A 20,154-nucleotide genomic window follows, 5' to 3' on the forward strand; every position below is an offset into this window, starting at 1 on the left:
TCTTTAGTTCTTCTCTAAGTAATCAACAATCTCTCCGCTGTGAGAAACAGCGGTCTCATTTTCCTGCGAATTCTCTACCATGGTGATTCCTAAGAATTGTTGATCTTCTGCATCAAAATACAGGAGGAAGCTGTTTTCAATCCCAGTTGTATCTTGTTCCTCTTTGATCTCAGCGGTCCCTGTCTTAGCGGAAAGTACAAACTCAGGCGAATACAACGCATGGACATAACCATCTTCATCTGACACGGTATGGATCAGATCATTGATGATCCTTTCCGCAGCACTGGCTGAAATGACGTTCTCTTTTGTTTCGGTCTCTTCATCAATTGTCAGACGAGGATAAACTAGGTCCCCCTCATTCATAAACACACTATAGATCGCTGCCTGCTGGATCGGAGAAATCAGTAATTGTCCTTGGCCATAGCCTGTATCTGCCAGTAAGATCTCAGATGAAAATTGCTCGTCATTCGAGATTGATGCTGACTCCATATGAAGAGGCAGAGACAGCTCTTCACCAAAAATAAATTTGCTCAAGCCCTCTCTAAACTTGTCTTCTCCTAGTGCCAGCGTTTGCTGAGCAAAGTAAATATTATCAGAATAGACCAAGGCTTTTTCCAAGTTGATTGGTGATGCTTCTTTTACACGGGTCACCTCGTAGGCCCCCCAGCTCTGATCCTTCTGCCATTTCAGTCCTGAGATAGCGAATTCTTCTTCTGGGTCGATCGTACCGGCATCTATCCCAATGGCTGCAGTAATCACCTTGAAGGTCGATCCTGGTGCGTATCGATTCGTGAATCGAGCCATAAAAGGCAGTTCTTCATCATTCGCATAGCTGTCATATTCCTCCTGCGTCATCCCCAGCATCATCTTGTTGGGATCATAGGCTGGCGAACTGACCACAGCCAACAAATCTCCCGTTTGAGGCTCCATGATCACTGTCGATCCGGGCTTATCATCCAACTCATCAAAGGCCGTTCTTTGGGCTTCTCTATCAATCGTCAACTTAAGGATTTCAGGATCTTTGCGTTTTCGTTCAAGTAGGATTTCTTTTTCAGTACCGTCTTCCTCGGTAATCACGATCGATCCCCCAGCTTCTCCTCGTAGCTGTTGATCAAAGGTCGCTTCTAAACCAGATTTCCCGATCAGATCATGCTCACTTAATCCAGGGTCCTTCTCCATGTCTTCCTTAGTTACTTGACTGACATAACCGATAAGATGAGCACCGGCTTCTTTCAGCGGATAATACCGTTTGCTTTCTTTGCCGATCACTACCCCTTCCGGCAATTGATCGAGAGGAGTGACTTCTTCTGTATCATATAAAATTTTTACGGGAACAAAGACATCGCCTTCAGCCCATGATGGTTCCAGACGATTTTCTAATTGCTCGATGTCGATTGAAAAAAAGTCACTAATTTTTTTTAACTTCTCTTCTCGCTCTGTCCCTTCACCTAATAGACTGGGATTCAAGCCTAGCTGTTGATACTCACGGTTCGTAGCCAAGGGCTGATTGTTGCGATCTACAATATCACCACGGTTCGCTGGATCTTCATTGATGCGGATTTTGTCCTTGCCTGTCATTCCCGGAAAAATCAATGCCGGCGACCAGTCGATCGTTGGATGCTCTGCTGACAAATCGACCGTTGTCTGATAATCTAAGTCTTCAAGCTCTCCCAGAAAGGTCATCATCGAAAGCTGATAGTTCAACTGATAGCCTGTTTCGTCTTTTTCTAATTGGACATTCGTCACCTTCTGATCACTGCTGTGGATCGCTGGAAAAATGGCTTGATATTTTGCTTGCACTTCTTCGGCAGTAAAGCCATGTTCTTCCATGGAAGTTTCGTTGAAAAAAGTGAGTAACGTTTCATAGTCGCCTTGTTCCAATGCTGCGATATAACCATCGGCAGTCTCCTTAGCTTGACGTTCTTTGCTGCCTTGCAAAAACCAGACAGTACCACCAATTGCAGCCAATAGCAACACAAACAGACCTGTGAGAAGTATCCATCGTTGATTCTTTTGTTTTCGTTTCATTTTGTTCCTACTTTCTGTCATTGGTGATATCTCTCCAGCAAACAATCAAATTCAAATTGCTTCCGGAAACTTCATAAAAACTCAGAAATAAATGTATCTCAGAGTTTTATCTGATCAACTGTTAAAAAAGTCCAGAATCAACTGATAGACCAGCCGATTGTCGATTTCATTCAATACTTCATGCTTCATATTTGGCAGATCCAGCATATCTACTTGGCGATAACCGATCGCTCTTAAAGTATTCTCGGTATCTAAAAGTCCTTTTTTTCCACCCGTGATGCCAAGATCTTCCGCGCCCGTAATGCTCAATATCGGAAGTTCTGGATTTTGACAATCAAAATCAGTGATTTTTTTCAGGTAGTGATCGGCTTCCCAAATAGTCATTGTTCCTCGATTGTCATAACCAGGGATCATCCAAGGATCCTTTTGAGCTTTTGCTACATGCTCTTTACTGTTAGTCAACCAGCTTTTATCTTCAGAACCGAAGTCTGACAGCTTTTTCATGATCCATGAAAAACTACGCTCTCCAGCCAGTTTATTGGCAATCCTAGCCACGATCAAACCAAATTGTGCTTTCTTTTCATGTTGAACGGTTCCCGACAGTAGCAACTTATCGATCGCTGCATCGTGTTTTTGTAGGTAAATTCTTGCAAGAATCGAGCCAAAGGAATGGCCATAGAGATAAACGGGTTTGCCTGGAAAACGTTTTTTGATAAAGCAGGTGATCTCATATTGGTCCTCCACCATGCGATCAGCCCCCGGCATGTGGCCCAATGGAAATTGCTCATCGACAGAATGTCCGTGCCCACGATTGTCACTGACAACGACAGCAAAGCCGTTTTCAGCCAAAAATCCGGCAAATTCAAGGTATCTTTTGCGATGCTCTAAAATACCATGAACGATTTGAACAACCGCCTTAACCGGACGATAAGCTGGTCGAAGGACCGTCAAAGCAAGAGGCAAATGATCCGAGGATACTAAGAAAAGCTCTTCCTTTTTTATTTTTTGTAATTCTTGATGTTCATCTAGGATGATCTCTTCTTCAATTCGAATATCCTCTGATTGATTGCGAAATAAAAAATACATACCTACACCGGCTCCGATCAGTCCACTAAGAAACAGCTTGCTTTTCTTCATCTCTTTTCCTCCTCAAACTATCACATTCTTAGTATCATTGTACCAAAGAATCGATTTTTAGGAAAAACAAAAACAGACCTGGAAACAGATCTGTTTTTGCAATAGATTCTTTACTTCTGACTCTTCATCAAACGGAAAGACTGTTTTAATGTCGCGAAAATCCCGTTGTCATTGTAGACCAGTACATTGGATTTATACATTTTGGCACAGCCTAAAGTCATTAGCAAAGTAGTCACTGCCAAAATTGCAACCGAGACCATCGCCCCACCCAAACCAACTGTTTCATTTGCCAGACGGATCGGCATGATGTACGAAGATAGGAATGGGATGTAGGACGTGATCCGGATAATCACATTGTTCGGATCCATTGCTCCAAGTAAAATCCCCAGCATATAGCCTGCCAGAGCCAAATAGGTGACCGGAAGAATCACTTTGGAGGTGTCTTCTGCTTTGTTGACCAGTGAGCCGCAAAGTGCCGCTAAAACTGCATAGATCAAAATTCCTAGCAGTGTAAAAATAACAGTAAATAGTAGGAAATTTCCCAAAATAGCTTGTAGTGAGACATTGTTGACAAAGCTTTGAATAATCTCCATATCTTTGATCCATTGATAGCTTACGACAAATGCGATCGCATAAACGACGATTTGTGTCAGAGCAACTAGCAAGATACCCGTCAATTTTCCATAAAAATGGGTTTGCGCACGAGTACTGGAAAGAATAACCTCCATGATACGGGTCCCTTTTTCTGAAGCAATCTCCTGAGCAATGATCCCTGCATAGGTAATGATAAAGACGAATAAAATGATCGTTCCACCAAAACTGATAATATACTGGACGGCACTGTTGTCTTCTCCAGTCACCATTTCCCCTTGATCATTAAAGCTGACTTTTTGTCTTGCCAGTGTCGCAGGTTGGCTCAAGCTGGTCACCTCTTCAGAAGTCAGACCTAAACTCTCTGCTCGAATCGTCCCTTGAATCCCTGACAGAATTTGCTGGATCGTTAATTCTGTTGTTTGACCCAAGCTGTTCTCACTAACTAATTCCCCTTTCAGAGAATCATTTTCTACCGTAACGATCAGATAGGCATCAATGCTTTCCTGACGTAGATTTTCCTGCGCTTGTTCTTCTGAGTCCACCGTTTCCAGTTCAAAGGTATCATTGGGGATCGCTACAAGCGATTGTGCCAATTCTGGTTGTTCAGAAACGACGGCTATGGTGTTGACATCGTTCGATCTGCTGGCAAAATAACCTCCAAGATAGGTAAGTCCCCCCATAAAGAATGGAATCAGCAACATAATGAAGAAGGAGAACGATTTTATGTTTTTCTTGTAGACATCTCCTGCAATTACCCAAAATTTATTCATGAAGCTCACCTGCTTTCAGTTTAAAAATTTCTTCCAAGGTTGGCGGTTGTTGATTGAACATTGGAATATAGCCATTGACTGTCGCTTTGCTGAATAAATTCTTTCCCGCTTCCGGATCAGAAAGCGTGATATCCAACGAACGATTTTCTCGCTCAATGACCTTTTCGACGCCTTGAATTTGTTCCACTTCTGCTTTAGATAAACCCGCATCTAAAAAGACTTTGGTCCGTCCAAAGGATTCACGGATCTCATGGACTTTCCCATTTAGAACAGTGCGCCCATCGCGCATCATGATTAAATGATCGCAAATTTTCTCTACATTATCCATGTTATGACTGGAGAAAATCACACAGGAGCCTTTAGTTTTTAATTCGATGATCCCATTTTTCAGTAACTCCGCATTCACCGGATCCAGTCCACTGAAGGGTTCATCCAGAATAATCAGCTTTGGTTCATGGATCAATGTAGCGATTAGCTGGACCTTCTGTTGATTCCCTTTGGAAAGAGACTTGATCTTATCAGTTTTTTTACCTTTGACTTGGAATTTTTCCATCCACTCATCGATCTTTGGCTCAATTTCCTTTTTCGTTTTTCCCCGTAGCTTTGCAAAATAAACCAACTGATCTTGAATCGAAACCTTGGGATATAGGCCACGCTCTTCTGGTAAATAACCAATGCTGTCATATTCTGAAGTACCTAAGGGTTTGCCGTTCCACAAAACTTCTCCCTGATCTGCTTTTAAAAAGTCTAGAATCAGGCGGAAAGTCGTTGTTTTTCCGGCTCCATTTTGACCAATCAGTCCCATGATCTCTCCATCTTTGATTGTAAAAGACAAATCATCGACCGCTTTGTAGTCGCCAAATGTTTTCACTAATTGCTTTGCTTCTAACATCTTTCTTCCTCCTCTTGAAGAATCACTTTCTTCTATATAGTTAACCGAATACCTATGAATTTCGTATGAATCAAGAAAAATACCCAAATATAAAGCCGATGATGCCACCAACCAAGCCACCAATCAAGAGGTTGATCAAAGCGTCTTTCCAGAATTGCTGTTTTTTAGCAAATTTCTCAGGCTGCTTGTAATAATCCTGTCGATTGCGATACCTGACATTCATCAATTTGATCGTTAGTAAACACAAAAAAGGGAAAAACAGAAACGTAATCCCAACACCTAGCAGACCATTCAAAAGCCCATTCCAAGTATTGAAATAACGAAAAAGTAAAACAACAGCAATCAAAAAGAGTCCCACACCAGACAACCGAAAAGATCGTTTGAAATTCCAGCTTTCTTCTGCTTTCAAACGTTCCCAATAGCTGGTCTTGTCTGAAAAGATCTTAGCTGTGTCTTTTTCTGCTTGAAAATAAAAATATTTGCTTTGATAGCTGCTGATAAAGTCCCAGCCGCTTGCTTTGTACATTTCCAAATATTCTTCTATTTCTTCGGGTGTATTACTGCCCGTATAAAAATCGATTGCAAACTGCTTTTCTTCCGGAGTACTTTTTTCAAAAGACAGAAATCCCAGCTTGTTCATTTTAATAAATCGCCAGCCTTTGCGCGCTTGAGTTTCCAATCGCAGACACTCTTTTTCAGAATAGAAATTGGCACCGTAAGTCAACAAATATTTCTTTTTCATGCTTTCCCCTCCTCTTGCTCTTCACCAAATTTTGCCAGCATATGTTCACCAGCTTGATAAAAAATCTTGCGTCGTTGAATATCTTTTTTCAAAATGACGATTCCTTTGGGTGTGATCTGATAGATTTTTTTTCGATCAGAACTTTCTTCCAACTGAATCCACTCATTTTTGACGAGCTTTTTTAAAATGGTATACATACTTGCTGGACCGATCTCAAAATTGCCTTCTGTCAACACAGTGATTTCTTTCATAATCGCATACCCATGCTGTGGCTTTAACAATGCCAGCAAAATCAAGTAGGTTGAATCGGTCAATGCTTCTTCCATTTTACTCACCTCACTATATCATCCGATAATATATCACCTAACGATATATTATCGGATGATATAGATAATTGTCAACAAAAAAAGAGCCGAACTTTAATTCGACTCTAAATTTCTTTATTATTCTGATGTTTGCTGGTGCAATTCTTCGTAAACATTCTCCGCTACTTTTTGCGGCAAGCCATGAGCTCTTAACTCCTCAATCGTTGCCTCCTGGATTTTTTTGAGGGATTTGAATTCTTTCAATAATAATTTTTTCCGTTTAGGTCCGAGTCCTTCGATACTGTCCAGCCGGGAAGAGAAACTGTTTTTGCTTCTTAGCTGACGATGAAACGTAATCGCAAAGCGATGGACTTCATCTTGGATTCGCTGCAACAAAAAGAATTCCGATGAATTTCTTTCTAAAGGAACAATGTCAAGATCAGAACCAAACAGCATTTCACTCGTCTTGTGTTTATCGTTTTTTGCCAATCCGGCAATTGGAATATCCAGCCCCAATTGGTTCGCCAGCACATCCCGAGCAACATCGACCTGCCCTTTTCCGCCATCAATCAGGATCAAATCCGGAAAAGGCAGATTATCTTTCAGTACTCTTGAATACCGGCGATAAATAACTTCTCGCATCGAAGCATAATCATCCGGGCCTTTGACCGTGCGAATCTTGTATTTGCGGTACTCATTTTTTGCCGGTTTTCCATCAATGAATACAACCATCGCAGAGACCGGATCCGTTCCCATGATATTGGAATTATCAAAGGCTTCGATTCGTGTAGGTGTAGGGATTCCCATCGCATTTCCTAGTTTTTCGACTGCTCCGATCGTTCGTTCTTGTTTGCGCTGAATCAGATCAAATTTTTCTGACAAAGCGACCTGTGCATTTTTACTAGCTAACTCCACCAGTTTTTTCTTCTCGCCACGTTTTGGCTGCAAGATCTTAGTAGCTAGCAAGGCCTGAACACTTTCCTGATCGATGTCATCCGGAATCAAGACTTCTTTCGGGATAAAGTGTTCATTTTCCTGATAAAACTGACCAATATAAGTCAAAAAATCTTCCGTTGCTTCATTGTAAAATGGAAAAATTGAAACATCTCGTTCGATCAGTTTCCCTTGACGAACAAAAAACACCTGAACACACATCCAGCCTTTGTCAACTGCATAACCAAAGACATCGCGGTCCATTAGGTCGGCTTGAGTCATTTTTTGACGAGTCATAACGGTTTCGATCGCACGGATCTGGTCACGATATTCAGCGGCTTTCTCAAACTCCATCTCACTGGCAGCTTCTGCCATTTTAGCTTCCAAGTCTGCCTGAATCTCGCTATGTCCACCACTTAAAAATTGCTTGATCTCTTTGACCATTTCTTGATAGGTTTCTTTCGGAATGTCAAACACACAGGGTGCCAGACACTGACCCATATGGTAGTACAAACAAACTTCCTTTGGCAACACTTTGCATTTTCTTAAAGGAAAAAGACGATCCAGTAGTTTCTTTGTTTCGTTTGCCGCTCGAACATCAGGGTATGGACCAAAATAAAGCGCCTTATCCTTCAATACCTTACGGGTGATCAACAGTCTAGGATATTCTTCACTCGTGATCTTGATAAAGGGATAGGTCTTGTCATCCTTCAGCATAATATTGTATTTGGGATCATTTTTCTTGATTAAATTGATCTCCAACAATAAGGCTTCAATATTCGATTCAGTCACGATATATTCAAAATCTTCAATTTCACTGACCAGTCGTTCAGTCTTAGTATCATGGCTGCCAGTAAAATAAGAGCGGACACGGTTTTTGAGAACCTTCGCTTTGCCGACATAAATGATTGTTCCATTTTTGTCCTTCATTAGGTAGCAGCCCGGTTGATCCGGCAAGAGGGCGAGTTTATTTTTGATGCGTTCATTCATAAAACGATCAACCTCCATTTTTTCATTCCTTTTATTATAACATACCAAAAAGACATTCGAGCTTTCTCTAAACTCGAATGTCTTTCGTTGAATCATTTATCTAGTTTTTGGCAATATCAATATCAAAACCTACGATTTCCTCTCTTCCGTCAATCATCCGAATATATTCTTTCGGAGGATTATCAGCAGAGGTCCCAACAATCAACGTTCCTCGGTCCAATACTTGCTGCAACGAATCATCTGTATCCGCAGAAACTGGGACAGTGAAAAATGCAGAAGTAAGAACAAGCAAGGTACTTACTAGTCATAATACTTTTTTCATAGGCTTCTCCTTTCTAAACAATGCTACGAACTAAAAGTGTATTATAATTCATTTTTACATAAAAATACACAAATTTATTCAACTTTCCGGCTATTCAGATAATTTATCCAACACAATTTACAGTCGATTTTTTCAATAGAAACGCTATACCGATACACTTTTAGACTGCTTTTATTTTTTGTATCTCTTAAGCAAAATAAAAAAATTCTATTCCATTCTTTGTGAAAACGATTATTTTGTCTAATGAATTGACTCTTACATGTAAGCTTTCGCTACTATTTTATTCATTATCTATTCTGTTTCACTCGCATAAAAGAAAAAGACCAAACTGTTTATACAGCTTCGCCTTTTCCGATTACTCTGGATAAACAACTTCAAATTCTTCACAAACGACTGGCATCTTTTCAGTAAATACCAAGTCTGCTTCAGCGAGCCACTCAGTAAATAATTGTTGATGGATCTTACGCCAGTATGTGAGTGACTTGTCTCCTTCGCCTTCTTTAAAGGCATGGTTTTCACTGACTTCATCAAAAGACCGAATTGAGACTTTTGTATTTTTGACGATACATACTGCCTCTTGCTGAGAATTTAAAATCACACTGTATTCATCAACCTTGGGTAAGGCTTCCTTTTCAACTTCATACAATGGATACGCCGAAGCAGTAGCCGTTTTTTCTCCCTGTAAAACCAGCGCTGCCAATGCATCTGCCTCTACTCCAAATGACCAGGCTTGATACGCTACAGTAATTCCAGATAGTTCACTAAATTTATTCCAAAACGTTTCAGGATCCATTCTATCCTCCTCCTTATAGAAAGTCAGAAAAAAACTCGAGATGTACGAAACATCTCGAGTCTCCAAATTACATATGTGGAGCGATCATTGCTTCCAATTGTTCTTTGGTTTGCACACCAATCGCTTTGCCTACAACTTCGCCATCTTTTTTCAAGATCAATGTAGGAATACTCATCACACCAAATTCTGATGGTGTTTCAGGATTTTCATCTACATCCATTTTTACAACTTTAAATTCATCTTCCTCGTAAGTTTCTGAAAGTTGTTCCAAAATCGGTGCTTGCATGCGGCAAGGACCACACCAAGTTGCCCAAAAGTCAATCAAAACTAAACCATTATCTGTTTCTTCAGCAAATGTTGCATCTGTAATATTTTTTGCCATTATTGTAACCTCCAATTTTCAATATCAAAAGTATAGCATCTTCAATTACACTTGAAAACTATCTTGCTTCCTTTTGATAAGCTCTCTTTACTTTTATTTAAATTTTACGATCGTTGCGCCGTTTCCACCTTGATTTCCAGGTGCAAATTCATAACTTTTGACACTGCGATGATTTTTCAAGTACTCAATGATTCCTTGACGCAATGCACCCGTGCCTTTTCCATGCACGATCGTCACTTGAGGATAGCCTGCTAGAATCGCTGCATCCAAATACTGGTCGACTTCGTTCAAGGCTTCTTCGTAGCGTTTGCCTCGCAGATCCAGTTGATTGGAAACATGGGAACTATCAGCTGAACGAACAGAATGAACGATTCGCTGAACAAGTTCTTTGACTGGTGCAACTGGTTGGATATCTTCTTCATCGACCTTCATTTTTAAAATCCCCAGCTGAACTTCCCATTGTCCGTTGCCTATAGACTTGATCAGTTCTCCTCGTTGTCCATAAGAAGTAACTAACACTTCATCGCCAGCCTTCAACTTTTTCGAAGCCTTGGCTTTCTTCAAGACTTTGTTTTTCTTCAAATGGTTTTCTTCCTGTTGCAAATCAGACAAGCGAGAGCGAGCATCGATCAGCTCATGCTCTTTGATTCGTGACTGGCCACTGGTCAACTGCATCTTACGGATATCCGAAATGATTTTCTCAGACTCTCTTTTGGCCTCTTCTACAATCTCATTCGCCTTTTTGCGGGCTTTTGCCAATTCTTTTTCACGTTCTTCAAAGAAATAGCTATAAGCATCCTGTAGTTCTTTGTGCAAACGCTGTGCTTCATTCACGTATTGTCGAACTTCTAAATACTCTGTCTCAGTCATTTTGCGGCGATTCTCAAGATCAGCGATCATTTCATTCAAATCTTGACTTTCACCATCCATGATCTGTTTCGCCGACTCGATCACATGGTCATCCAACCCTAAGCGCTTCGAGATCTCAAAAGCATTACTTCTTCCTGGAACACCGATCAATAAATGATAGGTCGGACTCAAAGTATCGACATCAAATTCCATGGAGGCGTTGACTGTTTTCGCGCGATTATACCCGTAGACTTTTAATTCTGGATAGTGAGTCGTCGCCATTACATAAGCCGATTTGGATCCAATCTCATCTAAGATCGAAATGGCCAATGCTGCCCCTTCTTGTGGATCGGTTCCAGCTCCCAGTTCATCGAACAACACCAAACTTTCATCGTCGGCCTTGTCTAAGATTGCTACAATATTTGTCATGTGAGAAGAAAAGGTCGATAAACTTTGCTCGATCGATTGTTCATCACCGATATCAGCAAAAATTTCTTTAAAAATCCCCATCTGACTTTCTTCAGCTGCCGGAATCGGCAAACCTGCCTGTCCCATCAATTGCAGTAATCCCAAAGTTTTGAGTGTGATCGTTTTCCCACCCGTATTTGGTCCAGTGATCACGACGGCTTGGTATTCCTGACCGATCATAATGTCATTAGCCACAACTTGCTCTTGATCGATCAGCGGATGTCTGGCCTGTTTGAAGACCACATGATTTTCTTCACTGATCGCTGGTACGATAGCCTTCAATTCTTTGGCGAATCGAGCTTTCCCATTGATAAAATCAAATTTACCGATCACATAAGCATTGTGGATAATATCTTTCCGGTAAGGCACCAATTCTGCGGAAAGCTCTGACAAGATCCGGGCAATTTCATTTCGCTCAGCAATTTGATGCTGACGCAGACGGTTGTTCAATTCAACGACCTGACGTGGCTCAATAAATAAGGTTTGACCAGAAGCACTTTGGTCATGAACGACCCCGCCAAACACACCACGGTATTCTTGCTTAACTGGAATCACATAGCGTTCGTTTCTCATGGTCACAATAGCATCACTCAAATAACGCGCATTGCTACCGCGAACGATATTATCCAGACTTTCTCGAATATTCTGTTCGCTGCGTCGAATACTGCTACGGATGCTTCGTAATTCTGGAGATGCTTCATCCGTCACCCGACCATCCTCATCGATGGATTCTTTCAAACGCCGGCTAAGTTCTGGTAAAGTAGTTAGTTGCTGTTCCCAGTTATATAAACGTAGAAATTCGATCTCACTGTCTCTAAGATCTTCCAAAAAACGTTGGACTTCGCTAGTTGTTGATAACACGCGAGAAACCTGAGCCAACTCTATTCCATTAAGGTCGGCACCGATTTCGATCCGTTTCATATGCGGACGAATATTTTCAATTTTAGGAACCGGAATTCCGCCTCGTAAACGTTGGGCTTTCATACCGTCTTCTGTCTCTTCCAGCCAAGAGGAGATCACCTGACTGTCGTTTACCGGCAATAGTTCTCCCAGCTCTTCTTTCCCTTGAGCTGTAACCAGATATTGACTGATTTTTTGCTTCACTTGATTAAATTCTAATGTTTCCAAAATTCGTTTGTTCAATTTTTTCACCTGCATTTCTTTTCGTTGTACTAAAAAACAGTGGGCGCAGTAAAACAGAGCAGTTGTCTGTTTGATACAGCTGCTCCATCTTTTTTAGTGGATGATATCTGTAACCCATAAGTTATGGAAAAGCTTCGATAAGACGGGGCTCTTCTCTACAATAAAGCTCGCCGCATCGCTTTTTTCAAAAATATTCTGAACTGTACCGATCGGAATGGTCGTCAATAATAACAGAATCATCAAGACCATCGTGTAAACGATGATAACGTTCAAACCTCCTGCCAAAAGCCATTGGTAAGGAAACAGCTCGTAAAAGCGAAGATTGCTGCATAGAATACCAATAAATTTGGTCAACAACCAACCAAGCGCAAAGACACCAATAAAGGCTACCCCTGCATAATACGTTTTTCCCAGATCAAAAGACATTTCCTGACTGTAAAAAACCATTTCGGTATCTGGTGAGACGGATAGATACGGCACATATAATTCAATTTTTTTACCGATCTCCTGATAGAAGTTGTTTGCTACTAAAAAAGAAATCAAAAAGCCTACAAAATAGATTCCCTGTAGAACCGTTCCTCTTCTGGCTCCTTCATAAAAAGCGAAAAGCAGAATAAAAAAGATTACTAAGCCAATCATTCAATCGTCCTTTCTACTATCCATGTGATGCTTTTTTCTGGATTGTACGTTTTCGTTCTTCGTTAAGTATTTGTTGTGCTTCCACATGATTTTTGATTGCCACTTCACTACGACCGGTGCGTTCAAGAACTTCTTTTGCTTCTACTTCGATCGCTTCGATGCGTTGGATCCGATTCTCTAACTCGGTCACCTTGATCGCTTTTTTACGCAGCTCTTCATTTTTCTTTGTCAGATTCAATAGCTGCTCTTGTTTTTTCAACTGATCTGAGATGGCATTGACCGCTAGTAAGATAGCTGCTTGCTCACTGTCCGTTTGTGGTGAAAGGTTCTTAATTTCGTTCAGCTGGTCATTGACGATTTTTGTTACTAACGTCATATGTTCTGAGCTCTCTTGTCCGATGATCGTATATGTTTGGTTATCAATGACTGCTTTAAAACGTTTCTTTTGCTTTGTCACTTGTTTCAGCTCCCTATTTTTGAAAAGTCCTTTCCTATTATACCACTTAACTAGCATTTTTTCTTCCATCGATTCTTAAATTTAAAAAAGACTTGAAACTCTTTCTCTTATCATTTACAATCACTCTTTACCTGAACCGCTACACTGCTTCTGTCCACGGTGAAATCACCTTGAACCTGCCCGACCTTCTCGAAGTGCAACGCTGCTAAACAAAAGCTATTGTATATGAGCAACAGCCGCAACGGATCATCGAAAGGAGAAAGATTTCAAAGAATTTCGTTCTATGGTAAAATCGATGAACAGGAGGTTTTATCATCATGAGTAATCGTGTCATCAAATTATCAGCTAGTGAGATCAAACAGTTAGCCGCTCACTACCAAGCCTATTTTTTAGATAAAAAAATCCCCTATACAAGCTTTGTCGCCAAAAAAAATGGTCTGACAATCACTGCTTATACTTCAGGGAAAGTCATGTTTCAGGGGAACAATGCGGAAGCAGAGGCCAATAAATGGCAATCAACTACATCTACAAGTACTGGAGCAAAAACAAGCTCTTCAACTACATTGCCTGCTGGTTTCTCACAAAAAAGTATTATTGGCAGTGATGAAGTGGGCAATGGTAGCTACTTTGGTCCATTGATCGTTTGTGCAGTCTATGCCGAAACGTCTGTTTTACCTACTTTGAAATCGCTAGGTGTCAAAGATTCTAAGATGCTGACAGACCCGCAGATTCGACAGCTTGCACCGGAAATCAAAAAGCAAGTCCCTTTTCAGCTACTGACAGTGACTCCAGAAAAATACAATCAAATCCAGCCAACATACAACGCCGTTCGGATGAAAGTCGCGCTTCATAATCAGGCGATCCAATTGCTACTACAAAAAATCGCTCCCGAACAGCCCGAGGGCATCTTGATTGATCAATTTACTAGCGAAGCAAATTATCGAAAATACCTGCGCTCAGAAAAAACTCAAGTAACAGAGCAGCTGTATTTCATTACGAAGGGCGAGCAATATCATTTAGCAGTCGCGGCTGCGTCGATCCTGTGTCGTGCCCAATTTTTGGAAGAATTGGAGCAAGCATCCAAAGAGGTTGGACTGACCTTGCCATCGGGTGCTGGTAACAAATCAGATCAAATCGCTGCTAGACTGTTGGAAAAAGGTGGTTTGGAACTATTAAGCAAGTATGCCAAGCTACATTTTGCCAATACTGAAAAAGCGAAAAAAATAGCAAAAAAGCAGTGAAATAACACATTTCACTGCTTTTTCAATTTAATTTTTTGGTTGTAGGTCTTCGATTGAATCGATCTCTACATAGGCAGGAACAACAAAGCCATTTAAGGTTCCCTCTAAGTTCGGTCCCATGTCAACAAATTGACCTTCATAATTTTCATAGAAAGCTTGATGTGTGCTTGGTAACCACGGGGCCACACTGACATCGGAAGAACCTGAAGCAATCGATTGGAACATCACTGCCGGTTCGACATCTGTGAGTGTTACTTCAAAGCCATGATCTTCTAAGACTTGCTTGACTACAAAGGATGAGGCACGCTCTGTGTCCCATGGTGTAGAGACGAGTTCGATCATCTCTCCGTTACCTTGATCGACTCCAGCTGTCCATTCTGCAACAGTCCCACTGTTTTCCTGAATCCAATTATCTGCCGCTTCTTCAAAAGGAATATCCTGTGCCTCTTTCATGACAGCCTGCATGTCTTCTGCTTCCCAGTAAAAATTATCTAAAATTTGATAGGCATTAGGTAGCTCACTTTCAAAACCAAGACGAGCAATCGTTCGGATCTCTTCAGATCCTCCTAATGTTTGTTTTGGATCTTCTAATATTTTCAGATCATACTCGTCAAAAATCCAATGAGGCGTCCAAGCAGTAACGATGACTGGCTCTTCATTATTGATTGCTTGCTCCAGTTCAGCCAGCATCCCGGCCGTTGAACTTTCCTGCAGAAACCAACCGTTTAAATTGTCATACTCTTCGATCGTTTGATGCGAAAGAGTTGTCAGACCTGCTCCTGGTTCGGTCGCTATGACCGTATAGTCAACCTGTTCCTCAAGGCTTTGTGTTTCCTGATCACTTGTACCACAAGCTGTCAAAGTCACTGTTCCTAAAGCCAATAAACCAATTTTTGCTTTTTTCGATTTTACTAAAATATTGAATCGTCCTCTCCTGTTTTGGGTAAATAAAGTTATTTACAAATTATTCTCTTGGTGCTAGATCTTCAATTGAATCGATATCCATGTAGCTTGGAACAACGATTCCTACACGAACATCATTTAAATTAGCTCCTAAGTCAACAATGTCTTCATGGTGTGCCTCGTAGAAGCCAGCATGAGTGATCGGTAACCAAGGTGAAACGCTGGCATCTGACTGGCCAGCAGCGATTGCCTGAAACATGATCGCTGGTTCGACATCCACAAGATTGACTTCATAGCCCTGATCTTCCAAGACGATTTTCATAACATGGGATGGTGCACGTTCAGAATCCCACGGCAAAGCAACCAACTCAATCATTTCGCCATTGCCTTCTTGTGTGCCTTCCGTCCATTCGGCTACTTTGTCTGGATTGGCGTCCACCCAATTTTGGGCTGCATCTTCAAATGGAATATCCAATGCTTCACTCATGACTGCCTGAATATCTTCCATTTCCCAGTAAAAATTATCAATAATTTGATTGGCTCCTGGAAAGTCATCTGCGAATCCTTCTCGGGTGATCGATCTCATTTCTTCGGCCTCGCCAAGTGAGTTCAATGGATCCTCAAGAAATTTCAGGTCAAACTCTTCAAAAATCCAATGAGGTGAAAAACCAGTCACAATAATTGGTTCCTCATTATTGATTGCTTGCTCCAATTCAACCAACATACCTGCCATCGAGCTTTCTGTCATATCCCATCCAGCTAGATTCTCATAATCTGCGATGACCTTGTGACCTGCCTCAGTAACTCCTGATCCCGGCTCGATGCCGGTGAAGGTATAATCTACAGCTTCTTCAATACTTTGATTCGCTGTTTCTTCTCCTTGACTGCAGCCTGCTAAAATAAACGACAAGCCTAGTGCATACATTCCAACTGTTTTTGCTTTCATATTTTTTCTACAACATCCCTTTTTATTTTTATTCTCTTGGTTCTAATTCTTCCACTGAATCGATATCGACATAGGCTGGTACGACCAAGCCATTTTGTGGACCTTCCAAATTCACACCCAGATCCTCGATTTGATCCTTGTATTCTTCATACAAAGCACCTTGAGTCACTGGTAACCATGGGGCCACCGTGAAATCAGTTTGACTGGAAGCCAGCGCCTTGATCACTACACCCTGCTAAAGCAAATGACACACCTAAGGTCAACATTCCCATTGTTTTTAATTTCATAAACGATTCTCCCATCCTTTTTTAAGTGAAAAGCTTGTAGTCAGACTGATTTCTCAATGCGCCTACAAGCTTTTTAATTGTTGTTATTCTTTCCAGCTATTTACTGTCTCTTCGTTTGCTTCGATCCAGTTTCTTGCTGCTTGTGTTGGATCAACACCATCTTCGATCTCCAACATCACTGATTCAATATCTTCTACTTCCCATTGGAAATTATCCAACAAGCTGTATACTTCTGGCTTATCTTCAGCCAATCCTTGACGGACCATGGTGTGGATGCTTTCTTCTCCGCCCATTGTTCCTTCAGGATCTTCCAGATATTTCAAGTCGTAGCGTGAGAACATCCAATGCGGAGACCAACCAGTAATAATGATCTCATCTTCATTTTGAAGAGATTGTCCTAATTGTGCAGTCATTGCGCCACCAGAAGAAGTCATCACATTCCAGTCAGCTAAGTTGTCATAGGTTTCAACTGTATTTTCGGCAGCAGAAACCACACCAGCACCTGGGTCAATACCAACGATCGTTTGATCCGCTTGATCAGATAGATCAGCAATCGAATCTACATCCATGTAGCTAGGAACAACGAGACCTAGCTTCGCTCCACCATCCAAGTTCGGACCTAAGTCCTCTACTTGATCGGCAAATCGGTCGTATTGTGCTTCGTGGGTCATTGGCAACCAAGCAGCCACCATGCCGTCTGCTTCATCATTCGCAACAGCTTCCCACATGACTGCATTATCTAATGGTGTCATGTTTACTTCATAACCCATGTCACGTAGAACTTCTGAAACAACAGATGTTGAAGCAACCTCCGTATCCCACTCTACATAAACCAAATCAACTGAATCACTTGAACCTGATTCATTGCTGCTTCCGCATGCTGATAAAAGCATCACAGAACTTAGTGCCAAGATACCTGCACCTAAAATTTTCTTTTTCATTGATGTGACCATCCTTCCATTATCTAGTTTTAAAATCCAGACAAAACCATGTAGACTACATGGTCTGTCTCTTGCTTTTCTTGAACTTATTTCTTTTTATTGATATTTTGTGTAAAACGATCCATGATGATCGCTAAGATAACTAATGCCAGTCCATTAACAAAACCGTTCCCTACTTGTGAACGTTGTACCGCAGACAAGACACCTTGTCCAAGACCGGGTGCACCGATCATAGACGCGATGACTACCATTGACAATGCCAGCATGATCGTTTGGTTGATCCCAGCAAAGATCGTACCTTTAGCTAATGGTAACTCTAGCTTGAACAGTTTTTGTTTACCTGTACCACCAAAAGAATCAGACGCTTCGACTAATTCTGTCGGTACTTGACGAATACCTAGATTCGTCATACGAACAGTTGGTGGCAATGCAAAAATAACGGAAGCAAAGACACCTGGTACCATTCCGATCCCAAAGAAAGCAACCGCAGGAATCAAGTAAACGAAACCTGGCATTGTTTGCATGAAATCGAGAACAGGCGTAATAATACTCTGCGCTTTTTCACTTTTAGACATCAAAATACCTAATGGAATCCCAATGATTACTGAGACTAGACTAGAAACGATAACTAGTGTCAGTGTATTCATCAAGGCTGTCCATAAATTCTGATTATAAATAAACAACAAACCGATAAAGGTAAAGACAGGTAGTCCCCATTTTTTACCACCAATAAAATACGCTGCTACTGTGACCAAAACGACCATCACTAACGGCGGGATAAATAGTAAGCCATCTGTCATACCATTCATGAAAGCACGTCCTATTGTTTGTAACAATGAAAATAAACCTGAAAATGTTCTTGTTAGCCAATCTGTTGCATCTGAAACCCATTCAGCTAAAGGGATTGGAGTTTGTAAGAAATTAAGCATTCACAGTCACTCCTTCCTCTGTATCTTCTTTTCCATTCGTATCTGTCAGTGCACTAATCACACTGCCTCGGATCACTACTCCCACAAGACGATCTTTGTCGTCAACAACTGCTAAAGGTGTTGGGGAATCGTAGATCAAATTAAAAATGTCAGATACTAATGTATCTTTTTGAACTTTTTGGACGTTTTTATCAATGACTTCTTTTAAAGTCAAATCTTTTTTACGTGCTTCTCTTGCTGATTCAGCAGTCAAACTACCTTTAAGTTTTCTTTGACGGTCAATAGCCAGTAGCATACTTACTTCTTCTTTACGCATACGTTGCAATGCAACATTTGGTCCATCGATTTCAACATTTGTTGTAAATGCAGGAACCATGATGTTTTCAGCGGTCAAGACTTTCGAACGATCGACATCTTCAACAAATTCACGGACGAATTCATTCGCTGGATTGGTCAGAATTTCTTCTCCGGTACCAATCTGCATGATTTGTCCATCTTTCATCAAAGCGATTCGGTCACCAATTCGTAGTGCCTCATTCAAATCATGTGTGATAAAGATAATTGTTTTTTCTACACGGTTCTGTAGTTCAATCAATTCATCCTGCATCTCACGACGAATCAATGGATCCAGTGCTGAGAAGGCTTCATCCATTAACAAGATCTCTGGATCATTGGCTAATGCACGGGCTAATCCAACACGCTGCTGCATCCCACCAGACAATTGATTCGGATACTGATCTTTAAATGACAGTAAACCAGAATTATCCAATGCCTGTTCTGCACGCTTACGGCGTTCTTCTTTTTCAACGCCACGCACTTCTAATCCGTACTCGGTATTTTCCAAAATCGTCCGTTGTGGAAACAAACCGAAATTTTGGAAGACCATGTTGATTTTGTGTCGTCTTACTTCACGCAATTCATCCTTATTCATCTTGGAAACATCGTCTCCATCAATATAGATATTTCCAGAAGTTGGTTCGATCAAGCGGTTGATTAAACGCACCAACGTTGACTTACCACTTCCTGATAAGCCCATGATAACGAAAATCTCTCCCTCATTGACTTCGAAACTTGCGTCATAGACCCCGACTGTCGCACCAGTCTTGTCTACAATTTCATTCTTGCTTTTGTTTTCTTGAATCATTGCTAATGCTTGTTGTGTTTTCTTCCCAAACACTTTTGTTAAATGTTCGACTCGAACTTTACTCAAACATATACACTCCTTGCTTTTCAATTATTTAGTTTCTGAAAACTTTCACCAAAGTGACCACTTAAACGTAACATGATATGGTCACTTTGTCAAAAAAAGAAAAACAAAATTTTCATAATTGTCCTGCATTTGAATCTATTTGATCCCTCAGAAATCCTAGCGCGTTACTACTTCAGATGACTTCTATTTTTATTGAAATTTCCTTATAAAAAGTAACCATTTCATAAAAAACAGGCAAAAGAAAGTGGTCTCG

The 20,154-nt window shown here is 41.0% G+C and carries 18 protein-coding genes and 1 pseudogene; 1 reads left to right on the forward strand and 18 read right to left on the reverse strand.

What is annotated here, in order from left to right; all coding sequences use genetic code 11:
- Positions 1-3 precede the first annotated feature (3 nt).
- From pbp4 to zapA, 13 genes are all read right to left on the reverse strand, one after another.
- Entirely contained in the window at positions 4-2,028 is a 2,025-nt protein-coding gene (pbp4, locus tag ACWODM_RS07085) for a penicillin-binding protein PBP4(5) (RefSeq protein ID WP_455320675.1), read from the reverse strand.
- A gap of 114 nt (positions 2,029-2,142) precedes the next feature.
- Complete coding sequence (locus ACWODM_RS07090) at positions 2,143-3,165, reverse strand: alpha/beta hydrolase (RefSeq protein WP_455320676.1); 1,023 nt, start codon at positions 3,163-3,165, stop codon at positions 2,143-2,145.
- 110 nt (positions 3,166-3,275) lie between these two features.
- Entirely contained in the window at positions 3,276-4,529 is a 1,254-nt protein-coding gene (locus ACWODM_RS07095; RefSeq protein WP_455320677.1) for an ABC transporter permease, read from the reverse strand.
- Positions 4,522-5,421 (reverse strand): ABC transporter ATP-binding protein, encoded by a 900-nt coding sequence (locus ACWODM_RS07100; protein WP_455320678.1) that lies wholly within the window; start codon positions 5,419-5,421, stop codon positions 4,522-4,524. The genes ACWODM_RS07095 and ACWODM_RS07100 overlap by 8 nt, the downstream gene beginning before the upstream one ends.
- A 70-nt stretch (positions 5,422-5,491) precedes the next feature.
- Entirely contained in the window at positions 5,492-6,163 is a 672-nt protein-coding gene (locus ACWODM_RS07105; RefSeq protein ID WP_455320679.1) for a DUF2812 domain-containing protein, read from the reverse strand.
- On the reverse strand, positions 6,160-6,489 hold the full coding sequence (locus ACWODM_RS07110) for a PadR family transcriptional regulator (protein ID WP_455320680.1): 330 nt from the start codon (positions 6,487-6,489) through the stop codon (positions 6,160-6,162). Before ACWODM_RS07110 ends, ACWODM_RS07105 begins: the two co-directional genes overlap by 4 nt.
- Before the next feature lie 117 nt (positions 6,490-6,606).
- The gene (gene uvrC, locus ACWODM_RS07115) at positions 6,607-8,391 is read right to left on the reverse strand and encodes an excinuclease ABC subunit UvrC (protein ID WP_455320681.1); all 1,785 of its coding nucleotides are present in this window, start codon (positions 8,389-8,391) and stop codon (positions 6,607-6,609) included.
- Positions 8,392-8,491: 100 nt separating this feature from the next.
- The gene (locus tag ACWODM_RS07120) at positions 8,492-8,683 is read right to left on the reverse strand and encodes a hypothetical protein (RefSeq protein WP_455320682.1); all 192 of its coding nucleotides are present in this window, start codon (positions 8,681-8,683) and stop codon (positions 8,492-8,494) included.
- A 385-nt stretch (positions 8,684-9,068) separates the two neighbouring features.
- The gene (locus tag ACWODM_RS07125; protein WP_455320683.1) at positions 9,069-9,506 is read right to left on the reverse strand and encodes an ASCH domain-containing protein; all 438 of its coding nucleotides are present in this window, start codon (positions 9,504-9,506) and stop codon (positions 9,069-9,071) included.
- 67 nt (positions 9,507-9,573) lie between these two features.
- Entirely contained in the window at positions 9,574-9,888 is a 315-nt protein-coding gene (trxA, locus tag ACWODM_RS07130) for a thioredoxin (protein WP_455320684.1), read from the reverse strand.
- 93 nt (positions 9,889-9,981) lie between these two features.
- Complete coding sequence (locus ACWODM_RS07135; RefSeq protein ID WP_455320685.1) at positions 9,982-12,348, reverse strand: endonuclease MutS2; 2,367 nt, start codon at positions 12,346-12,348, stop codon at positions 9,982-9,984.
- 93 nt (positions 12,349-12,441) lie between these two features.
- A complete protein-coding gene (locus tag ACWODM_RS07140; protein ID WP_455320686.1) occupies positions 12,442-12,987 on the reverse strand; it encodes a CvpA family protein in 546 nt (181 codons plus the stop codon).
- A 16-nt stretch (positions 12,988-13,003) separates the two neighbouring features.
- Positions 13,004-13,444: a cell division protein ZapA gene (gene zapA / locus ACWODM_RS07145; RefSeq protein WP_455320687.1), complete on the reverse strand. Its 441-nt coding sequence runs from the start codon at positions 13,442-13,444 to the stop codon at positions 13,004-13,006.
- A 317-nt stretch (positions 13,445-13,761) separates the two neighbouring features.
- Between zapA and rnhC the strand changes: the two genes are divergently transcribed.
- Positions 13,762-14,685 (forward strand): ribonuclease HIII, encoded by a 924-nt coding sequence (gene rnhC, locus ACWODM_RS07150; RefSeq protein WP_455320688.1) that lies wholly within the window; start codon positions 13,762-13,764, stop codon positions 14,683-14,685.
- A 27-nt stretch (positions 14,686-14,712) separates the two neighbouring features.
- Here the strand turns inward: rnhC and ACWODM_RS07155 are convergent, their stop codons facing one another.
- The 5 genes and pseudogenes from ACWODM_RS07155 to ACWODM_RS07175 form a co-directional block, all read right to left on the reverse strand.
- Positions 14,713-15,552 carry a glycine betaine ABC transporter substrate-binding protein gene (locus ACWODM_RS07155; RefSeq protein ID WP_455320774.1) on the reverse strand — a complete coding sequence of 280 codons (840 nt, stop codon included), beginning with the start codon at positions 15,550-15,552 and terminating at the stop codon, positions 14,713-14,715.
- A gap of 97 nt (positions 15,553-15,649) precedes the next feature.
- Positions 15,650-16,534 carry a glycine betaine ABC transporter substrate-binding protein gene (locus tag ACWODM_RS07160; RefSeq protein WP_455320689.1) on the reverse strand — a complete coding sequence of 295 codons (885 nt, stop codon included), beginning with the start codon at positions 16,532-16,534 and terminating at the stop codon, positions 15,650-15,652.
- Positions 16,535-16,562: 28 nt separating this feature from the next.
- Complete coding sequence (locus ACWODM_RS07165) at positions 16,563-16,760, reverse strand: glycine betaine ABC transporter substrate-binding protein (protein ID WP_455320690.1); 198 nt, start codon at positions 16,758-16,760, stop codon at positions 16,563-16,565.
- Positions 16,761-16,904: 144 nt separating this feature from the next.
- Positions 16,905-18,691, reverse strand: a pseudogene (locus ACWODM_RS07170) (ABC transporter permease/substrate binding protein).
- The gene (locus ACWODM_RS07175; RefSeq protein ID WP_455320691.1) at positions 18,684-19,901 is read right to left on the reverse strand and encodes a quaternary amine ABC transporter ATP-binding protein; all 1,218 of its coding nucleotides are present in this window, start codon (positions 19,899-19,901) and stop codon (positions 18,684-18,686) included. The pseudogene ACWODM_RS07170 and the gene ACWODM_RS07175 overlap by 8 nt, the downstream one beginning before the upstream one ends.
- Positions 19,902-20,154: the final 253 nt, after the last annotated feature.

It is taken from the genome of Enterococcus olivae (genome assembly GCF_053760925.1).